The sequence below is a fragment of the Clostridia bacterium genome (genome assembly GCA_017405765.1).
Taxonomy (GTDB): Bacteria; Bacillota; Clostridia; order Oscillospirales; family RGIG577; genus RGIG577.
In genome coordinates, this window is the sequence record JAFQZS010000042.1 from 38,777 (window position 1) to 59,759 (window position 20,983).

Annotated in this window: 19 protein-coding genes; 3 read left to right on the plus strand and 16 right to left on the minus strand. The window is 50.4% G+C overall.

Annotated elements, in window-relative coordinates:
- Positions 1 to 9: 9 nt before the first annotated feature.
- The 5 genes from IJG50_07565 to IJG50_07585 form a co-directional block, all read right to left on the minus strand.
- Positions 10 to 1,284 carry an AAA family ATPase gene (locus tag IJG50_07565; protein MBQ3379700.1) on the minus strand — a complete coding sequence of 425 codons (1,275 nt, stop codon included), beginning with the start codon at positions 1,282 to 1,284 and terminating at the stop codon, positions 10 to 12.
- A 178-nt stretch (positions 1,285 to 1,462) separates the two neighbouring features.
- A complete protein-coding gene (locus IJG50_07570) occupies positions 1,463 to 1,756 on the minus strand; it encodes a helix-turn-helix domain-containing protein (GenBank protein ID MBQ3379701.1) in 294 nt (97 codons plus the stop codon).
- Between the two features lie 404 nt (positions 1,757 to 2,160).
- A complete protein-coding gene (locus IJG50_07575; protein MBQ3379702.1) occupies positions 2,161 to 2,415 on the minus strand; it encodes a hypothetical protein in 255 nt (84 codons plus the stop codon).
- A 13-nt stretch (positions 2,416 to 2,428) separates the two neighbouring features.
- The gene (locus IJG50_07580) at positions 2,429 to 2,680 is read right to left on the minus strand and encodes a hypothetical protein (protein MBQ3379703.1); all 252 of its coding nucleotides are present in this window, start codon (positions 2,678 to 2,680) and stop codon (positions 2,429 to 2,431) included.
- Entirely contained in the window at positions 2,643 to 2,900 is a 258-nt protein-coding gene (locus IJG50_07585; GenBank protein MBQ3379704.1) for an XRE family transcriptional regulator, read from the minus strand. Before IJG50_07585 ends, IJG50_07580 begins: the two co-directional genes overlap by 38 nt.
- 150 nt (positions 2,901 to 3,050) lie before the next feature.
- Between IJG50_07585 and IJG50_07590 the strand changes: the two genes are divergently transcribed.
- The 3 genes from IJG50_07590 (at position 3,051) to IJG50_07600 (ending at position 6,226) form a co-directional block, all read left to right on the plus strand.
- Positions 3,051 to 3,377, plus strand: a complete 327-nt coding sequence (locus tag IJG50_07590) for a helix-turn-helix transcriptional regulator (GenBank protein ID MBQ3379705.1) — start codon at positions 3,051 to 3,053, stop codon at positions 3,375 to 3,377.
- 55 nt (positions 3,378 to 3,432) lie between these two features.
- Positions 3,433 to 4,488, plus strand: a complete 1,056-nt coding sequence (locus tag IJG50_07595) for a site-specific integrase (GenBank protein MBQ3379706.1) — start codon at positions 3,433 to 3,435, stop codon at positions 4,486 to 4,488.
- 598 nt (positions 4,489 to 5,086) lie between these two features.
- On the plus strand, positions 5,087 to 6,226 hold the full coding sequence (locus IJG50_07600) for a leucine-rich repeat domain-containing protein (protein MBQ3379707.1): 1,140 nt from the start codon (positions 5,087 to 5,089) through the stop codon (positions 6,224 to 6,226).
- A gap of 87 nt (positions 6,227 to 6,313) precedes the next feature.
- Here the strand turns inward: IJG50_07600 and IJG50_07605 are convergent, their stop codons facing one another.
- The 11 genes from IJG50_07605 to IJG50_07655 all read right to left on the minus strand — a co-directional run bounded on the left by IJG50_07605 (position 6,314) and on the right by IJG50_07655 (position 20,974).
- Positions 6,314 to 7,735, minus strand: coding sequence for a glycosyltransferase family 2 protein (locus IJG50_07605; protein ID MBQ3379708.1), 1,422 nt, complete (start codon positions 7,733 to 7,735; stop codon positions 6,314 to 6,316).
- Positions 7,732 to 8,844, minus strand: coding sequence for a HEAT repeat domain-containing protein (locus IJG50_07610; GenBank protein MBQ3379709.1), 1,113 nt, complete (start codon positions 8,842 to 8,844; stop codon positions 7,732 to 7,734). Before IJG50_07610 ends, IJG50_07605 begins: the two co-directional genes overlap by 4 nt.
- Before the next feature lie 11 nt (positions 8,845 to 8,855).
- Positions 8,856 to 10,955 carry a family 2 glycosyl transferase gene (locus tag IJG50_07615; GenBank protein MBQ3379710.1) on the minus strand — a complete coding sequence of 700 codons (2,100 nt, stop codon included), beginning with the start codon at positions 10,953 to 10,955 and terminating at the stop codon, positions 8,856 to 8,858.
- 129 nt (positions 10,956 to 11,084) lie between these two features.
- Positions 11,085 to 12,350: an acyl-CoA reductase gene (locus tag IJG50_07620; GenBank protein ID MBQ3379711.1), complete on the minus strand. Its 1,266-nt coding sequence runs from the start codon at positions 12,348 to 12,350 to the stop codon at positions 11,085 to 11,087.
- Positions 12,347 to 13,462 carry an acyl-protein synthetase gene (locus tag IJG50_07625; protein MBQ3379712.1) on the minus strand — a complete coding sequence of 372 codons (1,116 nt, stop codon included), beginning with the start codon at positions 13,460 to 13,462 and terminating at the stop codon, positions 12,347 to 12,349. Before IJG50_07625 ends, IJG50_07620 begins: the two co-directional genes overlap by 4 nt.
- A gap of 143 nt (positions 13,463 to 13,605) precedes the next feature.
- The gene (locus IJG50_07630) at positions 13,606 to 15,066 is read right to left on the minus strand and encodes a hypothetical protein (GenBank protein MBQ3379713.1); all 1,461 of its coding nucleotides are present in this window, start codon (positions 15,064 to 15,066) and stop codon (positions 13,606 to 13,608) included.
- A gap of 181 nt (positions 15,067 to 15,247) precedes the next feature.
- A complete protein-coding gene (locus tag IJG50_07635) occupies positions 15,248 to 16,372 on the minus strand; it encodes a 2-hydroxyacyl-CoA dehydratase (GenBank protein ID MBQ3379714.1) in 1,125 nt (374 codons plus the stop codon).
- A 5-nt stretch (positions 16,373 to 16,377) separates the two neighbouring features.
- On the minus strand, positions 16,378 to 17,583 hold the full coding sequence (locus IJG50_07640) for a 2-hydroxyacyl-CoA dehydratase (GenBank protein ID MBQ3379715.1): 1,206 nt from the start codon (positions 17,581 to 17,583) through the stop codon (positions 16,378 to 16,380).
- Positions 17,584 to 17,731: 148 nt separating this feature from the next.
- The gene (locus IJG50_07645) at positions 17,732 to 18,931 is read right to left on the minus strand and encodes a 2-hydroxyacyl-CoA dehydratase (protein MBQ3379716.1); all 1,200 of its coding nucleotides are present in this window, start codon (positions 18,929 to 18,931) and stop codon (positions 17,732 to 17,734) included.
- 88 nt (positions 18,932 to 19,019) lie between these two features.
- Positions 19,020 to 20,279 carry a 2-hydroxyacyl-CoA dehydratase gene (locus IJG50_07650; protein MBQ3379717.1) on the minus strand — a complete coding sequence of 420 codons (1,260 nt, stop codon included), beginning with the start codon at positions 20,277 to 20,279 and terminating at the stop codon, positions 19,020 to 19,022.
- A gap of 77 nt (positions 20,280 to 20,356) precedes the next feature.
- Positions 20,357 to 20,974, minus strand: coding sequence for a trimeric intracellular cation channel family protein (locus IJG50_07655; GenBank protein ID MBQ3379718.1), 618 nt, complete (start codon positions 20,972 to 20,974; stop codon positions 20,357 to 20,359).
- Positions 20,975 to 20,983 lie beyond the last annotated feature (9 nt).

A 20,983-nucleotide genomic window follows, 5' to 3' on the forward strand; every position in this document is an offset into this window, starting at 1 on the left:
GCGGCAGCCTTAAAACATCTTTGTCTTTATTACGCCCGTTGCGGGGTACATATCCGCGTACACACCGCCGCATCTTCCGTGCCTGTTTTTCGCTATGTTCATTTTAAGGCACTTAAAATCGCCCAGCTTGTCCCGCGTTCCTTCCGTTTCCGTCTGCGAAAGCAGTATAACGCCGTCTGCGTCTTGCTCTATCGTGCCACTGTCTCTAAGGTGGAATACTTCCGGTTCGCCCTTTGCCGCTTCGCGGTTGAGCTGGGCGAGGCATAAAACGGGAATATTAAACTTTATCGCCGTCTGCTTCAGTTCAGCCGAAAAATCGCTCATAACGTCGTATCTCGTGCGTTTATCGCCGCTCTGACGCGATATAAGGCCGATATAGTCGATAACCAACAGCCCCGCTTTTTCCTTCATACGGCGAAGCTGGGCGCGTATCTGCGCCGTCGTAGGCCTTCCCGTTATAAGACGGAAGCGGCTGCCTTTAAGCCTATGTATGGCGTCTATGACCGCGCTTTGTTCGTCCTCGCTCATATCCCCGTTCAAGATCTTGAAGTACTGTACATGAGCTTCACGCGATACGCGCCGCGCCGCGATCTGATCCGCGCCCATCTCCATATTGACGTACAGCACGGGAACGCCGCGCGCCGCCACATTCTGCGCTATCGTCAGCGCAACTGTCGTTTTTCCCACGGCCGGACGCGCCGCCAGCACATAAAGGCCGCCTTTTACAAAGCCGTCGCCCAAAGCCTTGTCAAGCATCTTTAAGCCGGTCGGCACGGTCACCTTTTCATTGCTTGAAAGCCGCTGCGTAAGCGTGATAAGGTCGGAATTATAAGCCGCTTCCCGCGCGTACGTGTCCTTTTCCTTTGCCGCTTCAAGCTCGGACAATATAGCGTCGGCAACCTCGCCGCTGTCCTTGCCGGTCATGAGATCTTCGCTTATCTGTAAGCTCAACTCATACAGCCGTCTTTGCGCGTTCTTCTCTTTCAGCATGAGGCAGTAATCATAAAGCCCCGCCGTTGACGGCACCGCTTCCATGGCATTCATCCATACCCTTTTATCGATCGGCTTGCCCTTCTTCTCAAGCAAGGCCGTAACGGTAAACGGATCTATCAAAGCCCCTTCGTCGAAAAGCTCGGAAGCGGCTTCGTATATGTCCCTGTATTCCGGCGTTGAAAAATCGTCGGCGTTTATCGTTTCCGCCGCCGTGATAATCCCTTTTTCGCCGTCGATCAGTATCGCCCCTATGATCGCCTGCTCTATGTCTTGAGCATTAAGAACGTTCATTTGCTTCTCCTTTCGTTTCCCTTCTATAGGCGGGGGCGTTTCACGCGCCCCCGCCGTCTTATGTCTTTGTCTTATGTCTTTACTGTGTGCCCATTTTGCACTACCTGTAGTGCCCATTTTGCACTATCTGTAGTGCCCATTTTGCACTATCTGTAGTGCCCATTTTGCACTACCCGCATTATTGTTGAAGCGGCTTTTTGAGCTTGTACAGCGTCGTTTTATGGCCGCTTATTCGGTACGCCAAGAATCCGCCCGCTATAAGCTCGTTTCGCGCACGAAGTACCGTGTGCCGCTTCAGCCCCGTATAATCCGCAAGCAGGCTTAAAGAAGCGGGAAACCATTCTTGCCAATATGCCGAATTGTTTATATCAACAAGCATTACCCACAAAAGCCGCGCGCTCGGACTTAGCTTTGCCCTTCGCGCCGTCTGAATATTTGTCCTCATTTCGTCCGTATATGTTCTTTCGGCCATTCGCCGCCTCCGTCTGTGCCTTCGTCTGTCCTCGCCCCAAAAGTCAAAATCCTGCCGTGCATGTACCGAATAAACGGCCACAGTCTGACCGTCTGCGCCTATTCTCACACACCACGGGGGGCATACGCCCGTCACTCAAGCCACCCGCTTAACCTTGCTTCACTTATAAGCATCTTCAGCGTTTCCGGATCGCTCAGGTCCGGCAGAATGAACGTTACGACGCCGCTTTCGTTGTTGTGCCTCAGCTCCGGCACGCTGCCCGTTGTCAGTATGACGCGCCTTTCCCCCCCTTGACACGCGCCGCTAATATCGCGTATAATAACAGTGTGAGAAATTGACGGTCATTCGTCAAAGCCTTCTTCCCGCGTTTCCTGTTGCCCACAGGCGCGGGATTTTCTTTTGCCCTATACGTCATTTTCGCCACCCCTCGCATCAAACAGATCTTCGGCGTGTCTGTCCAAAATCTTTTTACTGCTCGCTAATAGTTCGCTTAACGCGTACATACACGACAGCGCGCCCCCGTCATCTACTTTGTTTGAGCTTATGTTAAAACGACTTTCTAAAACAAATAGGCTTACTTTTTGAAGCCCCTCGCATATCTCCAACGTTGAATATACGGCCTCTATATCGTCTATGGCTTTTGAAATATCCATGTTCATTATTTTTGCCCCCTTATAAGACATATTTTTTCAATTCCGTTTCTAACGGCACTTCGCGGCTTTCGTATAATTTCCGTGCGACGTCTGTTACTCTCCACCTAAGCCGCCCGTTAATACGGACGGCCGGCAGATCTTGCGCCCACTTTTTGCCCGTGGCGGGCTTCACCGCGCCTATTTCGCGCGTAATGTCCGCAAGCGTCATAGCCCCGCCGTAAAGCTCCCTAAGCTCACGTACAAGAGCTTTTTCTTCCCGTGTCTGTCTCATTCGTTTTCACCCCCCTTCCGTCTGCCGCTTCATCGAAGAGATATTCAATGCTCAGCGGTGAGAAAAACGCTTTGTGAATTGCCAGTGCTTCCGCAACCGAAAACTCCGACACGCCGCAGATTTTGTTACGCACACTTTTGGGGGAGCACCCTAATACCTTTTGAATGTCTTTATTTCGCACCCCCGCGCGCGCCATTTCCGCCTTTAAATTCGCTTTCATTTTTTGCGCCCCCTTTCACCCTAAAAGGTTATTATACGGGCATTTTACACCTTATTAGGGGATATGTCAACACTTTTTTACCCTTTACGGGAAATTTTTCTTTACAAGTTCGTCTTTTTGCGTTAAGCTAAAAATAAGGAGTGACGCAAAATGACATTAGAAGAACAATTAAAAGCCATAATCTTAGAACAATACAAGAGCATACGCGCCTTTGCGCAAGAAATCGGCGTACCATACTCAACGCTTGATAATATCTTAAAGCGGCCAAACGGCATAAATAACGCCGGCGTAAGCCTCATGCTAAAAATTTTCAACGCATTAAACCTTGATATCGAAAGCACACAGACGGGCACCCTTACTCCAAAAATGCAGACGGAAATTGACCCCGAACCTTTAATTGATGCTATAAATAAGGTTTTAAGCGAACAAATAAAGGAACAAATCTGCCGAAAGCTACGGAAAAATAAAAGCGAATAAGGCATCGTCGAAAACTCATATAAGCCGCTTCAAAGTATAAAAAAGAGGTGCAGACATGAAGATACCGAAAATAAGAAAGCTAGCGTCAGGCGCGTACACTTGCCAGCTTCGCATAAACGGGCAAAGCATAAGTATAACCGATTATGACAAAAAGAAAGTTGAACGGCTTGCCGTGGGATATAAAACGGGCATAATAAAAGCCCGCCGTGCGCCGGAACGTATAACCGTAGGCGAAGCGGTCAACAGATACGCGGAAGAAAAGCGCAACATACTTTCACCGGCCACGGTAAGAGAATATAAGCGCGTAGCACGCACTGACCTTGCCGACATTGCATATATGCCCATTGAGGCAATAGCGAAGCAAAGGCCGCTTCAGCGTTTCATAAATGACTTTGCCGCCGACCATTCGCCTAAGAGCGTTCTCAATGTTTATAGCCTGCTCACAGCCGCATTAAAAAACGCCGGAGCCGATTTGAGCGATATAAGCGTAACGCTCCCCGAAAAGCATAAGACAAGGCAGCGCACACCCACGGAACGCGATATAAGCCGCCTTATCGCCTCTATAACGGGCACTCCGCTTGAGGTGCCCGTATACCTTGCCGCGTTCGGTTCGCTGCGCAGAAGCGAAATTTGCGCCCTCAGGCGCGAAGATATAGCCGATACGGGCGTATGGATAACAAAAGCGTGCGTTAGAAACGATAAAAACAAATGGATCATAAAAGTGCCGAAAGAAGTTGAAAGCGCACGACATGCCGCGCTGCCGCCTGCCGTTGTAAAAAAGCTGAAGGCCTTGCCGGAAAACAGCCCCGTCACGCAGTTAAACCCTAATCAAATCACTATGCGCTTTAATAGACTGCTCAAAAAAGAGGGAATACCCGCGTTCCGCTTCCACGATCTGCGCGCATATTGGGCAAGCGTAGCACACGCGGCAGGAATGCCGGATTATTACTTGATGAAAAACGGCGGATGGTCTACCATGGAAACGCCGCGTAAACATTATATGCGCGATATGTCGGAGCTTATAACACCGGCGCAAGACGCCGCGCAGAGCCATTTTGAAAGCCTTCTCGAAGCGGAAAAAGAGGAGAAAAAAATAAAGCTTGTTTTGTGATTGCCGTGCGCTTTTATCCCCTTTTATCCCTTAAAATTGCTAACAAAAATGCTAACGCTTTTTAAAAAACGCAGTAATTACGCGGATTTTCAGCCTTTCGTTTGCAGGTTCAAGTCCTGTCACCCGCACCAATAAGGTCGTCATGCTCCATCGGGGCATGTCGGCCTTTTCTTATTGTGACAGGACTTGAACCTTATGAAGGCGATGAGTGCGAGCGCTGCCGGTGGCAGATGAAGCGAGCATGAATCGGCGCAGCGGTCGTAAAGCGGGCTGCCGCAAGGCGGCGGCGTGATTCGGGCACCGCAAGAGAAGACGTTAAGAAAACAGTCCGGTGGACTGTTTTCAGGCGGCCGGAGCGCGGACGGCTGTGCCGTCAAGCTCGGCAGATGCTCTGCATCTGCGGTCCTGTCACCCGCGCCACGAAAGACCGTCATGCTCCATCGGAGCATGGCGGTCTTTTTGTATTGTGACAGGACTTGAACCTTGTTTTTTACGTAAGTATTGCTTTATTCGCTTATGTATTATATTATAATATCAGGATGATAGCCCATAGTTTTACTTGACCTTACGATCACGAACACGCAAAGGAGGATGCTTAATGAAACGCATCGTTTTACGCATTACCCTGCTATGTTTCCTTTTTATGCTTATTCTGCCCTCCTCCGCGCTGGGGGACACGCAGCCGCGAAACTCATGCGGAGAAAATCTTACGTGGGAGCTTAATGAGGAAAGCGGAGTTCTGACCATAACAGGCACCGGAGCTATGCCGAAATATGTATCAAATACCATGAACCGCATCTTCGATGCGCCTCCTTGGTGGTATAAACGTGACATGATCCGCTCAGTCGTTTTTGAGGAAGGCGCTACCGAGATCGGCGAGTGCGCTTTCTATGGCTGCGAAAATCTTACCAATGTTCATCTGCCCGATACGCTCGAGACGATCCACAATTCGGCATTCTCCGGCTGCTCTGCTCTCAAAAAAATAAATTTCCCGGGCAGCCTTAAATATATCTACTCCAATGCGTTTGCCGACTGCTCGAGTCTTGAAAGCGTGGATTTCCCCGAAGGCATTGAGACGATAAACGGCTTTAGTGACTGCACGGGACTTACGTCTGTGACCATTCCCGAAAGCGTGACGACTCTTGGAGCCAACAGCTTCATGGGATGCGAAAATCTTGTGACTGCAGTCATCGGCCGCGGAGTCACGACGATTAAGGGCAGTGTTTTTCGTGACTGTGTAAGCCTTAAAAGCGTGAGAATACCCGACACTGTTACAAAGATCGAATCATTCGCTTTTTCCGGATGCCCCGACCTTGAAGACGTATATTACGAAGGCACGGAAACTCAGTGGAAAAATGTCGATATCTCCTTCTATTCTCGCCTTGTGGGCACTCCCGACGACGTAAACGACGCCATGAGCACGGCCCGCATCCATTACGATATGTACGAGCCCGCGGCCTGGGCGCAGTATGACCGCTATCACGATATCATGATATGGGATCCCGCTCTGCTCGCCGAAACGTATGTTTATGCCGAAGGCGCGGCCGAAGCCTTCAGCGTTTCCTATGACGCAGAGGGACAATTCCTTGAGGTAGAGCATCATACGCTTGTCTCGGGTGAAATCAACTTCGTGACATTCGAAGTGCCCGAGGAAGCCGCAACCGTGAAGGTTTTCGTCTTTGACGAAACTTTTGCCCCCCTTTGTCCATGCGCCTTTGTAACTACATTGGTTGAATGACATTTTTTATTGTATTCCCAACAGACGATAAAACAATGCGCCCCGCCTGTTTGAAGTTTACAGGCGGGGCTTTCGTATGCTTTTTTATCACTTCTTCTTGTCGCCCACGACGAAAGCGCGGCGCTTCATGCTTCCCCATGACGACTTGTTCTTTCTGTATCCCCAAGTCGCCTCGACCTTATATATCGAGTTTAACTGTCTGTATCCGAAATTGTCTATTATAGCATACAGATACAGCTTGAGTATCTGGCTTATCTTCGGATATTTGCGGAAGGTCTTCTCCTCCATGAGCAGGGCTCCCGTCGAAAGGATTATGCCGTACAGTACAGCCACCAAGAAGAAGCTTATCATAAAATGAATATTGATGACGCCCAATATAAAGGATATGGGTACGGAGATGTATCCCATTACCTCAAAGATAGGACCGATAAGCTCAAATATCCAGAAATACGGCAGGCAAAAAAGTCCCACGCGCCCGTATTTGGCACGAAAAGCCATATCCTTGTGTCTTAAAAGCGTATCTATGAGACCAATGTGCCAGCGCTTGCGCTGCTTTTTTAAGTCGCCCAGATTATCGGGCGGCTGCGTCCAGCAGACGGGGTCAGGCAGGAACTTAATGGAGTATACGCGCCCATTTTTCATCATATTCTTATGAAGCTTTACTACAAGCTCCATGTCCTCGCCTATGCAGCGCGGCGTATATCCTCCGGCGTCGATGACTACCTGCTTATTGAACGCGCCGAACGCTCCCGATATTATAAGGAGCATACCCATTTTATGAAAGCCTATCCTGCCCGTAAGGAAAGCCCTGAGATACTCGTTCGTTTGAAGCATCAAAAGCGGATTGCCCGAAAGATCTATCTCGTGAAGCTCGCCGTCAACTATCTCGCATCCGCTTGCGATCCTTATAATTCCACCTACTGCGACGCATTTCGGGTCTATCATAAAGGCGTATATTATCTTAGCGAGTGACGATTTCTCAAGTATCGAGTCGGCGTCGATGGAAACGAAAACGGGATACATCGATATGTTTATCCCCGCGTTCAAAGCGTCTGCCTTTCCTCCGTTTTCCTTATCTACTACGACAAGATTGGGATAAGCCGCCGAACGGTAAATATCCCTGACCTTTTGAGTGGGTATTGACCGCTTATACGGCTGATCTATCTTTATAAGGTGAAATGCGTCCTTTAAAAGCTCAAGCGTGTTGTCCTTAGATCCGTCGTTGATAACTATGACCTCATAGTGGCCGAAATCGAGGGACAAGAGGTTCTTCGTATTGTCTACGATAGTCGCAGATTCGTTATACGCGGGAACGAGCACGCTTATAGGCACCATATTATCCGAGAAAACGAAACGCGCATAGTCGGTATATTTCATGGATCGGCTGTATTCGCCAAGGCCGCTTACGGCGCATATGAGCTGTATAAGGTATATCGTGCTTATGGCAAGCACGTAAAACAGGGAAACATAGTTTATCACCATTACTATATCGTAAAGACTTATGCTCATGCCGGCACCTCCGCTGCAAGCAGCCTTTTTCTCTCAAGCATATAATTCATCATCTCATAGGCGAACTTGTCGCCCAGCGCCCTTGCGTCGGCAAGCAGGCTCTCATGTCCCGAAAGCTCGCTCAAAGCCTGCGCCGCATGGAAGCGCACCCACCATTCGCTGTCGCACAGACACGAAAGCAGGTGATCGTAGCAGTCGTCCGGGCATATCTGTGAAAGAGCCGTTACCGCCGTGCTTCTCACGCTCCATGCGCTGTGCTTCGTTCTCTCCCGTATGACGTCGGCGGCAGGGCGATAACGCATTTTACCGAGCGAACGTATGCTTTCTATCATAAGGTTAATGTTTTCAGACGAAAGATACGGCTCGATCTCGTGACACATATCGCGTATCTCCTCCGCGCCCACGCCTCTTATGCATACGCGGGTCACGTATACGTCGCAGTCGATCCCCAAAAGCTCATGATAGAGCTTTGCGTGGTCGCCGGCGTAGTTGTCGAAAAGCTCCTGAAGCTGCCTGAACGACAATATTATTCTGAATTTCTTATCGGAGAAAAGCGAGATAAGTTTTTCCTCGCAGCCGCACATGAACAGCGCAAGCATGCTTATCTCCTGAATGTCAGCCGAGCTGTTCCATCTGTAAAGGTTTTCATATACCTCGTCCTCAAAGCCCGTAAGCTTAAGGTCTGCAATAAGCTTTGTAAACACGCCCACCTGCGCCACATTTCCCGAATGCAGCTTTTTATGTATGTGCGCGCCGTACCATTCGTCGCGCAGTATCATATTTCGAAGAGTATCCCTCTGCTCGGGTGTAATATCCGCAACGACCATTGACAACGCTACGGTGCCTCGTCCGGAGCGTATGCCCTTTATATCCCTGAGCGTCTTTTTCTCTCCCTTTTCGTCAAGCAGGCTGTATATCTGCTCCCGTCTGTACTCCAAGTCTTGGTTTACGCTGAGTATGCGCATTATCCATCTTTTTATCCGTTCTACCCTTATTTTGTTCGACGTTGAGATAATATGCAGTATAAACAGCAAAAGCGTGAACAATATAAGAATGCCCGCCATTCCTATTATAAGAACGTCGATAAATATCTGTACCCACTCGTGCACCTGTACTCCCCCTATTGCTGACTTGCAAAATAATCGCGCAAAATTGCATAAGACGCTTTAAGTCTCTCATGGAAAACCGGCGTTTCCCAATCATCCCATGAAAAAAGACCCATCGAAACGGCGCCGTCATACCCTTCGCGGACAACGCCTAAGCGTATTCCGTCAACGGTTTTGGGCGTTATATTATCAGTTGCCTTACTAAGATCTCCCACGACCTGCTTTTGCGACGGATCCATAAAACCTATAAGCTGCCACGGCAGCCTTATTTCAACGCAGTTCTCTCCGGCGCATATATCGGCGAGCGAATCCTCTTTCGCATCGCCGTACCTTAGCCGACCCGTTTCGTGACGCGAAAACTCTGTTGTTTCTCCCGTTTCCGGCATATACATAGGCCGGTTCATAGCTATATAGATCGGATTGTAATATCCCGAATTATCTTCATACTGACCCGGCAGAGGATCGAAGAACGAATGCATATGGGAATAGCTGTATTGAAATATGTCGCATGAGGCTTCTGTCAATATTCTGCTGTTTTCCCTGCCGTCAAGTATCATAAGGTAATTTGCCCGATCCGAAAAAACAAGTCCTCCGTTGATATGGTCGCTTCCTGTTGATTTTGACGTGCCTATGGGAACATAAACCGTATCGCGCTCAAGATCCCAGTCCTCGCCTTTTATCATTAGATAAAGATATGCCGCATCGCACCGTGCATAAACTTCCATACCGTCCTGTTTTGCCACCGGTCTGTCTTCGCTCCATTCCGATATGCTGCCATCCACAGATACAAGCGGCGCAGACTCTCCCGGCTCGAACGAGAGTATTCCGAAGCATTCCTCGGGACATTGTACATTATACCAAAACGGACGTCTTTCCGGTATCTCATAATCCATAGTATTCCAGTTGCGCTTGAACCACTCGTCCTGCCAGCTGAATATGATCGCTCCGCAGCAGCCGGCTTCGCGTATATCCTTATTGAGAGAGATAAGCCATTCGGCCTGATCTGTCTCGCTTGCGTATCCTTGCGTCATTCCCGTAACTGAATTGACGTGCGCTATCCCGCGCGACGTAGGTATACCGTACTCCGACACGAGTACCGGCATGGAATGATAGGCCGTAAGCTCTTTTAAATATTCAAGATAAGGATCCGGCGTTTCTCCTTTTAAATATTTTGTATCGTAGCTTAAAAACTCCGGATAGTAGGGATAAACGTGATATGAAGCGAAAAAGCCCGCCGAAAAGTTTTCGGTCGCGCATATATGCTCGGCGTCGACTACGGCTGCATCCTCAACTTCCGGACTCGGCTCGTTGGGATGATCTAGCGGGTCGGTCGTGCACCAGTTGCATATCGCCACGGGACGTTCGTCTCCGTAAACTTCCAGATCGCGCTCTATCGCAGTTTCGGCCGCCTCTGCTAAAAACACCTCAAACGGAGACGCGCCCTGCGTATACACGTATTTCCCTTTAAATCCGCGCCTCTCGGACTCCGCCTCATTTGTAGCGTTCACAAAATCGGCGCTCCACTCGATGCCGAGTATCCAGCCTATGACCCATGAGGATACATCGGCAGTATATGTACCTCCCGCGTTTCCGGGCCTTATTTCAATATCGCAGCTGCCGTGTATCATATCAACGGCATTTTGTATATCCGTAAAGAAAATTTCTTTAAAATCATTCTGAAATGCGTTCTGATATTCTTCTATGAGCTCCTCGTTGGCATAAACGCCCTGAATGAGATAAAGCGGACACTCCGATGCTAAGTTGAACTCCAAAAGCGCCTCATAAAACTGCGGCGTCTGGTTTACATATACGCGAATTACCCGAACGTTCATATCGCTTATATAACCGAACCAGCGAATATAGTCTTCTTTAGATATCGCAAACTCCCCCGGAAAATTGCCTACTGAGGCCGCGCCTATATTAACGCCGTTTAAAAACGCCTTTTCGTACTCTCCCTGCTCGCTTTGGATACAAAAATCTGTGCCCTGTATAACTGCCGGCATTCTTATATGCTCATAAGTCTTCATATTATTCAAACTGCACCCCGACAACATCGTAAAGAATACTGCGCATATAACTAAATAACAAAGATGCTTTTTTATCTTTTCGGACAATCCGCTCCACCTCCTCGATTTGCGTACGCATCGTCTATGAGAGCAAAAATCGTATGCTATAAATAGAATTATATCATAAAAAACGGCTTTTGGGGAAATCCCCGTGTACTGCGCCGCACTATTTTCGTGTCAGGTCATCTCCGTTTCGACTATACGGCTGTATTCACGCAAAGGATATACGCCGTCGTGCGCCTCGCCGCACACCGTGCGCGACATATTGCCTGCGGATGTTATGCGCACCACGCCGACAAGAGCAAGCATATTTGATATCTCTTTTCGTTTTTCCTTGTCCTGTGTAAGCACCGCCGCCGTTTGCAGATAATTCTTATGCTTTTTAAGCGAATATAACTTATCAAGCGGCAACCGCTTTATCCATACGTTCCTGTAAAGATATGAAAGCGCAAGCTCGGAATCTTCACATATCATCACGCTTATTCCGTTTTCGCTCAAGACTTCGGTCCCCGTAATGTGGCGCTCAAGTCTCTCGTTATAAAGATTTATGGCATTCTTTGCCCTCATGCCGTAATCCTGGGGACGTGATTTTTCATTAGCCTCTTTTAATATCCGAAAAAATCTTCGGGCAAATTCGTTTTGCGCCTCTTTTGATGTTGTATCGATAAAGATACCCTGACATGAAGAGCATAGAAGCTGATTTGTATCGCAGATCGACTTTGCCAGCAGATAAAGCTCCGAATCGGAGGCGTCCGGCTCGGCGTATGCAAACGACAGCTTATGGCCCCACGCGATTATCTTTGTATTTACGTCTGCAAGGCTCCTTGCGGCTTTCACGGCGGCGTCGCCTCCCCACACTACCACGCCGTCGCAAAGATCGGCCAAAGCTTTAAGCGACGCCGTATCGGTGGACGGTACATCGAAAACGTAAATATACTCCGAAAGGAGCGGCTCCGTTTTTATAAGCTCGTAAAGGAGCAATACGGAAAGCCCCGAATCGCCCATAGGCAGCTTGAGTATATTTATATTGCCCGATAAAAGCCCCTCCACTACGCTGTACGCGGGCAGCGCGTCAACATTGCCTGCGGCTATATGAAGAAGCGCGCCCAGAGGGTATCTTTTTCTTATTATCTTCCCGTCTATCACCTTTTCGTCGTCGCAAAGCTCAACGGCGCATTTTTTGGTAAGTCCCTCTTTTGTAAACAGCTCGCACATGGCGTCAAACTGAGCTTCACTTATATTAAAAAAATCCAAAAACGGCTTTACAACGCTGTCAAATTCTCCTTCTTTGACCCTTCGTACCAGGGAGTCGCAGGCGTTTATCACCGTTCGGCTTTTAAGCGTCTCTCCTCGATTCAAGGGGGCGTAAAGGTCAGCCCGAAGCGAGGCGATAAGCTCCTCCTGGCGGCTGTTTTCATAAAGCTTTCCCTTATATAAGATCATGACTGCTCCTTTAAATACTCCTGTGCGCCTGCGGCGCATGTTATTACATCGCTTATGCCTACGCGCCCGATTATCTCAAGCCACGGCGAGGGCGCGCCGCAGGGGCACCCCTCGTTGTGAAGTACGCCCAGGTCGTCCGTCATTACGCTCAAAAGCGGTCCGCTCTGCATCATCGGCGTAAGTAGATTTATAAGCCCAGCGCGCCCGTTTTCAACAGGCAGAAATGTGTCCGGATCGCGTATTATTACCCTGCTGTAGACCGGTATATGAAAATGATGATATTTGCAGTCTGTGTAAAGTATGGGATGCTCGACCGCGCCGAAAAATTCGATAACGTGCTCCTCATCTATGCCGAGCACGTCCCAAACGAGCTCGTAAAACGCCTTTTTATCGGGCTGCTCTGCGTAAAACTGCTTCCAGCCGCCTCCCAAGGTCACCAAACTGCCGTGCGGCATCTTATATCTTATTTTGCGCTCTTTTAAGCTTCTTAACAGAAAATACGTATAGGCGGGGAAGCCTATCGTGCGCATGGGAAAGCGTGAGCGCGAGGCACGTTCAAAGGCGCTTAAAACTCTGTCCCACGAAAGCTCGTATCCGTTCTTCGTCACCTCAAGCGCGAACGTGCGGCTCAGTGCCGGAGCGAAGAAGGTAAAGCCCAGCGCCGTTTTGCTCACAGCCGTCTTATTCGTTTTTGTGGGCTGATATCCGAAGATTATATAATTAGTCGGCACTGGCGACCAGAGCTTATGATATCTGCCCACGTTTATGACCATGCGCGAGCCTATGGCGAGAGTCTTTAAATCAAAGCCTATATTCGACATGACTCCGCTAGTGCCGGACGACGTTGCTTTTATGAGCATCCGGCTGTCGGGCAGGCTGAAAAGGTCGTGATGCTTAAAATAGAGCGTCGGCAGAAACGGCAGGCGCGCAAGGTCGTCTGCGCCGCGTATCATATCGGGCGAAAAAGAAAACTCGTCGAGTATTCTCCTGTAATCGGCGCAGTTGTCGTACTGAAAGCGCGCGTTCTCCCGCATTGCGAGAACGAAAAGCTCCTCGCTTCCCTTCGTGTCGTATATATTTTTATATCCGAAAAGACGACGGGTGTATTTCACCTGTCTCACCTCCGTACTGTCTTTCGCGCCCTTCTTATTTGTCATCATAAGCTGATTTTACCACAATATTCTTTTATATGAACAAAAAAGCCTGAAAAGAGGGAAACGAACTTAGTTTCCCTCTTTCTTTTAAGACTATGTTCTTATTTGTCTTTCCCGAAAAGTCCGCCCAATCCTCCCGTAGGTTTCTGCGGCTTCTGCGGGCTTGATGCGCCGGGACGCGGCGGCTTCGGCGGATTTGACGTCCCCGGGCGCGGAGCGCTCTGTGTCGGGCGCGGTACGCCTGAGCTTTGCGTGGGTCTCGGAGGCTGTGCGGGAGTCGGCTTGTGGCCTATGCCCGTACTTCCAGCCTGTGCGGGGCGCGGCTGCTGTGTGGGGCGCGCCTGCTGGCCCGATCCTGTCTGCGTCGGACGCGGTATTCCTGAGCTTTGCGCAGGTCTGGGCGTCTGCACAGGTCTCGCCTGCTGACCTAAGCCCATACCCGCCTGCGTCGGACGGGGAGTCTGCTGCGTCGTGTGCGGCTGAGTCGGCTTCGGAATGCCCGAGCCCTGCGGATGCGGCGGCTTCGGCACTGCCTGCGTCGGACGCGGTATGCCTGAGCTTTGCGTAGGTCTCGGCGGCTGCGTAGGTCTTGGCGGCTGTGTTGGACGTGCCTGCTGTGTGGGACGCGCCTGCTGACCCAATCCCATGCCTCCCATCTGATTAGGGCGCGGCATGCCCTGATTGGGGCGCGGCATACCTTGCTGCGGTCTCTGATTATATCCGAACATGTCGCCCTGCGGGCGCATCGAATTCATGCCGAACATCTGCTGACCCTGCGCGCCGTTATTCATCATATTTCCCATAAGTCCGCTCATCATCATTGCGGCGGCAGCCGAGCCAAATCCCATTCCCGGCTGTTCTCCGACGCCCATGCCCAGCTGACCGCCGAATCCTCCGTCCATTTGGACGTTTCCTTCGCGCTTCGCCTGTTCATACGCCTTTTTACGCTCGAGCGTAAGATATTTGCCGTTGTCAAGGCCGTTAAGATATGTACTTAAAGAAACGCCGTATATAGATGCGGCTTCCGTTATATCCTCCTTGCTCATGCGAGCGCCTAAGCCCTCCGACTCGCTCTCCGAATCGCCGAGCAGACCTATAAGCATGGAGAGAATGCTTCCGCCCGTCTGCATCGAATCGGACGAGCTCTCGCCGCCGTATCTGCTCACAACGTCGGCGTGGCGGTCGTATATTATGTCGCGCGCCTCTATTATCGGGTCGGGTATCTCATTTGCGCTTCCTACGCGTATCTTTCCGTCGTCTTCCTTTAGCTGCATACCGCAGTAGTCGCATTTGAACGGATTTTCGCTGGCCCCGCCGCAATACGGGCAAAGCGTCGTCTGTCCCGCAGACTGCGCGCTTGTGGTCACTTCATAGCGGCTGTAATATTCATCTATATGATCCACATTATAAAGCACTTCGTTGAGCTTTTCCTTATAGGGGCTGCACTCACTGCACGCATCGGGACCCATTGGGCAGTCGGTGGGACAGAGGGGACAGGGCGGCGTGAAGTTCTTATTGACTTTTTCCGATGAACCTCCGAACAAATCATCAAACAGTGACATTTATTGTATCTCCTTTCATCATACGCGCGCGTATGCGGCTTTTTCTTTTATTATATCAACCGCAGGCGGCTATTTCAACACAAACAGTATCACTTTACGTCGTATTTTTGTTAAAAAAGGCTAAAAAAATAAAAAAAACAAGCTCGCAAAAACGAGCTCGTTTTTTTTATAAGAATTATCCTTACAGTATCTCGGCGAAAGCCTGAAGTCTGGTGCGCGCCTGGTCGTAATTCGTCGGCTGCTGGTCGATATCGAGCGAGAGCGACGGAATGCCGGCTTCGCGAAGCTGCTTGTTGTAAAGCGGGAAGTCGTACTCCTCGGGGTCGCAGAACTTCATAAGGCAAACGACAACGCCCGTAGCCTTCGTCTTATTGCAGAGGTCTAAAAGATGGTCGCCGCGCGAGAATTCTTCGTCGTGAGCGAGGGGGCATGCGAATCTGTTGTTCCACTGACGCGCGATGCGCTCCATAACAGTCTTGCCCTCGTCGGGGATAAGCGTGCGGTACTGGCGCATTTCCTGGCCGAGGTCGTCTGCAACTACTGCAAGGCCGTTGTCCTCAAATATCTTAAGGAAGCTTTCTGGCTCCGCAGTTATACCGGTGAGCACTACGCGCTTGCCGGTCCAGTTGTATACGGGGCTTGCCTCAAGGCCTGCTATGATATCCTTCATTATCTCGATATGCTCGCTCTTCTCAACGAACATGGCGCTCTTCATTACGTTATGGCGAACGGTTGGCGTAATAACGTCGAGGTGATCGGGTACGAGGTCGGCGAACTTCATCATAAGCTTTGCGTGCTCGTTGTAAATACTAACGCTGTTTTCAAGAGCCTCGTCGGTTATCTTCGTGCCGAGAATTTCCTCGATGCAGTTCTTTACGTGATTGTATTCGGTCTCAAGGAATTCCACCGAAGCCGCGAGCTTTCTGTTCTGCGGGAAGCTGAACGATATCATGGGAACCTTGACGCCGGACTTCCAGTTCTGCGATACGCAGCGGAAGGTGTCGCACATCGTGGGGATCATTGCCGCCGTCATGCCCTCGTAAGTGCCGCGAAGACCGAGCTCCATATTCGACTGCATGAGCGGACACGCGAACGCCGGAAGATAGAGCTTTGAGAGCTTCTGCTCCGTCTGAGCGCCCCACATGCCCATCGGCACCATGCCTGCCGCGTGAGCTATTACCTCGGGAACGTACATGGGGAAGCAGCCCATTACCTTTTTGCCTGCCGCCAAATATTTTTTGAACTGCGCCTTGGGGCTTCTTGCGATTATCTTTACTTCATTGAGTCTTTCTTCAAGATTAGCCATTGTTCTTACGCCTCCTTATTTTTCTTGGTTGCTTTAAATTCATCCATCAGTTCCGCAAAAGCCTCCATGCGGGTCTCGAACTGCGCCTCGGAATAATTTCTGAAGTCGGACTGGTCGCCGTCGAACGATACGAACGGAACGCCCGTTTTCGCCTGTATCTGGCGCTGTACCTCGGCCTGCTGCATATCCATGACCTTGCAGCTTCTGTTTAAGTGGTATATCATGCCGTCGCAGTTGAACTTTATAAGGTCGCGGCTGCGGCGTTCGACGAACGTTTCTATCGGCGTATTGTTGCTTGCGTTGAAGGTGTACGCCCGCGCGAGGCTGTCGAGGTCGCCGGGGATGTAGTCGAGCGCCCATGCGCGCACGTAAGCCGTTACGACCATGTTCATACCGAGCTTTCTCATTATTTTAAGGTTGTGAGCAACGTGCGGCCAGCATGCGATGCCCTCCCAGTAAACGCGGTATTTCTGCTCGCCCTGATACGTCGAGGTGCCGTTCTTTATGTGCTCCTCTATTTCGGCGATGAGCTGCTTCATTATCTCGGTAGTGGAACGTCTGCCGCGGCAGCATACCATTGCCGACATATAGTTGAAAAGCTCGAAGCCGTTTAAGGGCGCGGGGATATTAGTAAGAAGCTCGTTTGCCTTTATCCAGAGGTCCTTGTTCTCGGTCGATATCTCCATGATCTCGCGGAAGCGGTCCTGGTCGAACTTCTTGCCCGTAAGCTTTTCAAGCTGCTCTATAATATCGTCCATCTGGGCGCGTATGTACTTCTCACGCGATGGCGTTACGAAGTTCTGATGATTGAACGACATGTCGAGCATAAAAAGCGGGATATCGTACTTCCGGCTTAAATTCTCGTACCATTTCGTTACCTGATTGCAGATGTTGTTCGCGCACAGAAGGAAGTCGGGCATGGGCATATTATGCTCGGGCAGGTCTCGCGACTCGATATACGCAAGGTTTATCTTCGCGTATGAGCATAAGTCGTTGTTGTACTCCTGCTCGCCCTCGGCGCGCTGCAGATACGGCTCCGCCTGATGGCGCGCCGCGATGCCTGCGGAATGGTTCTCGGGATAAACTACCACGATGCCCAAGGTCTCGCATAATTCCTGCGGGAATATGGAGGCCGACCAGCCTATCTTTTCTCCGCGGGCCTTTGCCTCCTGCGCCTCCTTATAAAGGTCTGCAAGCTGCTGGCGGACCATTATAAGCGACTTTGACATAGGGCGCTTGGGCTTTTTTGCTTGCTGCTCACTCATTAAAATTTCTCCTAACTTTTATAGTTTTCGGGCTGCGTTTTACGCGTCCCGCGCCGCCGTCCAAGGCAGTACCTTTGGGCGGCGGATAATTTCTTTATTTTTCGTTCTTCATGGCCTTAAATTGGTCCATTACTTCCGTGAACGCTTCCATGCGCGTTTCAAACTGCGCCTCAGAGTAATTTCTGAAGTCGGACTGATCGCCGTCGAACGAAACGTAGGGCACGCCGGTCTTCTCAGTTACTCTGCGCTGGAGCTCGGCCTGCTGCATATCCATTACCTTGCAGCTTCTGTTCAAATGATAGACCATTCCGTCGCACTTGAACTTAATAAGATCGCGGCTGCGCCGTTCGACGAGCGTCTCTATCGGAACGTTATTGCTCGACGTAAACGAATACGCACGCGCAAGGCTGTCAAGGTCGCCGGGGATATAGTCGAGCGCCCACGAGCGCACGTAAGCCGTTGCGACGATGTTCATGCCGAGCCGCTTCATCACTTTAAGATTATGCGAAACGTGCGGCCAGCACGCGATGCCCTCCCAGAATATGCGGTACTTCTCTTCCACCGGATACGTTGAGGTGCCGTTTTTTATATGCTCCTCGATCTCCGAGATGAGCTGCTTCATTATCTCGGTAGTAGAGCGCTTGCCGCGGCAGCATACCATGGCGGACATATAGTTGAAAAGCTCAAAACCGTTAAGCGGAGCAGGGGTGTTTGAAAGAAGCTCGTTGGCCTTCATCCATAAGTCCTTGTTCTCGCTCGATATTTCCATTACCTCGCGGAAGCGATCCTGGTCGAACTTTTTGCCGGTAAGCTCCTCGAGCGAGGCTATTATATCGTCCATCTGAGCGCGTATATATTTCATGCGCGTGGGCGTCACGAATGGCTGATGGTTATATACCATATCGAGCATATACACCGGCACGCCGTACTTATCTCCTATGTTTTCGTACCACTTCGTTACCTGATTGCAGATGTTGTTCGCACACAACAGAAAATCGGGCATCGGCATATTATGCTCGGGCAGGTCTCTCGTCTCGATATACGCAAGATTTATCTTCGCATAGGAGCATAAGTCGTTGTTGTACTCCTGCTCTCCCTCAGCGCGGTTAAGATACGGCTCCGCCTGATGACGCGCCGCAACACCCGCCGAATGGTTCTCCGGGAACACGACTGTTATGCCGAGCGTTTCGCAGATCTCCTGCGGGAATATCGAAGCCGACCAGCCTATCTTTTCGCCGCGCGCTTTTGCGGCTTCGGCCTCTTTATAAAGGTCGGCAAGCTGCTGACGCACCATTATGAGCGACTTTGACATGGGGCGCTTCGGCTTTTTTACCTGCTGTTCACTCATTGCGGATTCTCCTTATACTTCGGATTTTACGATATCAGCCTTTCTTTGCTTCTCTTATTGCCTTATGCTGATCCATTATCTCGGTAAACGCCTCCATACGCGTCTCGAACTGCGCCTCGGAGTAATTTCTGAAGTCGGACTGGTCGCCGTCGAACGAAACGTAGGGTACGCCCGTCTTCTCTGTAAGTCTGCGCTGTATCTCGGACTGCTGCATAGCCATTACCTTGCAGCTTCTGTTCAAATGATAGATCATGCCGTCGCAGTTGAACTTGATAAGGTCGCGGCTGCGCCGTTCAACGAGCGTTTCTACCGGCGTGTTGTTCGACGGCGTGAAGGTGTACGCCTTTATAAGGCTGTCAAGGTCGCCGGGAACGTAGTCGAGCGCCCACGCGCGCACATAAGCCGTCGCTACGATGTTCATGCCGAGCCGCTTCATCGTCTTGAAGTTATGCGAGAAATGCGGCCAGCACGCGATGCCCTCCCAGAAGATGCGGTACTTCTGCTCTCCGGGATACGTGGAATCGCCCTTCGCTATATGCTCCTCTATTTCGGAGATGAGCTGCTTCATTATCTCGGTAGTGGAGCGCTTGCCTCGGCAGCATACCATTGCCGACATATAATTGAAAAGCTCAAAGCCGTTAAGCGGAGCGGGGCTGTTTGCCATAAGCTCGTTCGCCTTTATCCAAAGGTCCTTGTTCTCCGCCGATATCTCCATTACCTCGCGGAAGCGGTCCTGGTCGAACTTTTTGCCCGTAAGCTTCTCGAGCGACGCGATTATATCGTCCATCTGAGCGCGAATATATTTAAGGCGCGAATCAGTAACGAAGTTCTGATGATTGAACGACATATCGAGCATATATACGGGAACGTTGTATCTCTTGCCGATATTTTCGTACCACTTTGTTACCTGGTTGCAAATGTTGTTCGCAATAAGCATGAAGTCCGGCAGCGGCATATTGTTCGCTTCAAGATTTCTCGTGTCGATATACGACAGGTTTATCTTTGCGTAAGAGCATATGTCGTTGTTGTACTCAAGCTCGCCCTCGGCGCGCTGAAGGAACGGGTCCGCCTGATGACGCGCCGCAATGCCTGCCGAATGGTTCTCGGGATAGAGCACCACGAGACCAAGCGTCTCGCAGATCTCCTGCGGGAATATAGATGCGGCCCAACCGATCTTTTCACCGCGTGCTTTTGCCTCTCCCGCTTCCGTATAAAGGTCGGCCAGCTGCTGGCGCACCATGATAAGCGATTTTGACATGGGCCTCTTCGGCTTTTTTACCTGCTGTTCACTCATTACAAAACCTCCCTGATATTTATTTTATAAATAATATTTTTAATATTGCTTCTGCTGCCTTTATACTGATGTGCGCACTATCTTATCCTCGGAAGCTTCCAGCGATAATGCGCGGCTATGATGCGAAGGATCACGATGACCACCGCTCCGATGAACATGGCCGGCACCTCGCCTAAAAAGCGCCACAACACCACGCATACGACGGCGCCTATCAAAGACGCAGTCGCGTAGAAGTGCTTTACGAAGATGAACGGTATATCCTTTGCCAGCACGTCTCTTAAAATGCCGCCGCCCACTCCCGTTATGACTCCTACCGATACGATAAGAAACGCATTCGCTTTAAGATCTGCCGAATACGCGACCTGCATACCGCTGACAGTAAATATTCCCAGTCCTATCGAATCCATCCACAAGAGCACCGTCTCATAGCTTTTCGGCATACGCCTAAACAGGCGCAGCGCCTCAAGCGTGAAGACGGCGACGCCCACGCCGAACGCCGTAAGCGCGTAGACGGGAGCCCGAAACGCCGTCGGCGGCGTGACGCCCAATATAACGTCGCGTATTATCCCGCCGCCTACGGCCGTAGCCATTGCGAGGATAGTTACGCCGAAGACGTCCATTTTCTTCTGTATGCCCACCAAGGCGCCCGATATGGCGAAGGCTATGGTGCCGATGATCTCAAGGAAGAATATCATTTTTTAACA

What these genes read in the sequence shown, in the direction of transcription:
- IJG50_07565 (MBQ3379700.1), bottom strand. Translation starts at nt 1,284, where the DNA reads ATGAACGTTCTTAATGCTCAAGACATAGAGCAGGCGATCATAGGGGCG.
- IJG50_07570 (MBQ3379701.1), bottom strand. Translation starts at nt 1,756, where the DNA reads ATGGCCGAAAGAACATATACGGACGAAATGAGGACAAATATTCAGACG.
- IJG50_07575 (MBQ3379702.1), bottom strand. Translation starts at nt 2,415, where the DNA reads ATGAACATGGATATTTCAAAAGCCATAGACGATATAGAGGCCGTATAT.
- IJG50_07580 (MBQ3379703.1), bottom strand. Translation starts at nt 2,680, where the DNA reads ATGAGACAGACACGGGAAGAAAAAGCTCTTGTACGTGAGCTTAGGGAG.
- IJG50_07585 (MBQ3379704.1), bottom strand. Translation starts at nt 2,900, where the DNA reads ATGAAAGCGAATTTAAAGGCGGAAATGGCGCGCGCGGGGGTGCGAAAT.
- IJG50_07590 (MBQ3379705.1), top strand. Translation starts at nt 3,051, where the DNA reads ATGACATTAGAAGAACAATTAAAAGCCATAATCTTAGAACAATACAAG.
- IJG50_07595 (MBQ3379706.1), top strand. Translation starts at nt 3,433, where the DNA reads ATGAAGATACCGAAAATAAGAAAGCTAGCGTCAGGCGCGTACACTTGC.
- IJG50_07600 (MBQ3379707.1), top strand. Translation starts at nt 5,087, where the DNA reads ATGAAACGCATCGTTTTACGCATTACCCTGCTATGTTTCCTTTTTATG.
- IJG50_07605 (MBQ3379708.1), bottom strand. Translation starts at nt 7,735, where the DNA reads ATGAGCATAAGTCTTTACGATATAGTAATGGTGATAAACTATGTTTCC.
- IJG50_07620 (MBQ3379711.1), bottom strand. Translation starts at nt 12,350, where the DNA reads ATGATCTTATATAAGGGAAAGCTTTATGAAAACAGCCGCCAGGAGGAG.
- IJG50_07630 (MBQ3379713.1), bottom strand. Translation starts at nt 15,066, where the DNA reads ATGTCACTGTTTGATGATTTGTTCGGAGGTTCATCGGAAAAAGTCAAT.
- IJG50_07635 (MBQ3379714.1), bottom strand. Translation starts at nt 16,372, where the DNA reads ATGGCTAATCTTGAAGAAAGACTCAATGAAGTAAAGATAATCGCAAGA.
- IJG50_07640 (MBQ3379715.1), bottom strand. Translation starts at nt 17,583, where the DNA reads ATGGTCCGCCAGCAGCTTGCAGACCTTTATAAGGAGGCGCAGGAGGCA.
- IJG50_07645 (MBQ3379716.1), bottom strand. Translation starts at nt 18,931, where the DNA reads ATGGTGCGTCAGCAGCTTGCCGACCTTTATAAAGAGGCCGAAGCCGCA.
- IJG50_07650 (MBQ3379717.1), bottom strand. Translation starts at nt 20,279, where the DNA reads ATGAGTGAACAGCAGGTAAAAAAGCCGAAGAGGCCCATGTCAAAATCG.
- IJG50_07655 (MBQ3379718.1), bottom strand. Translation starts at nt 20,974, where the DNA reads ATGATATTCTTCCTTGAGATCATCGGCACCATAGCCTTCGCCATATCG.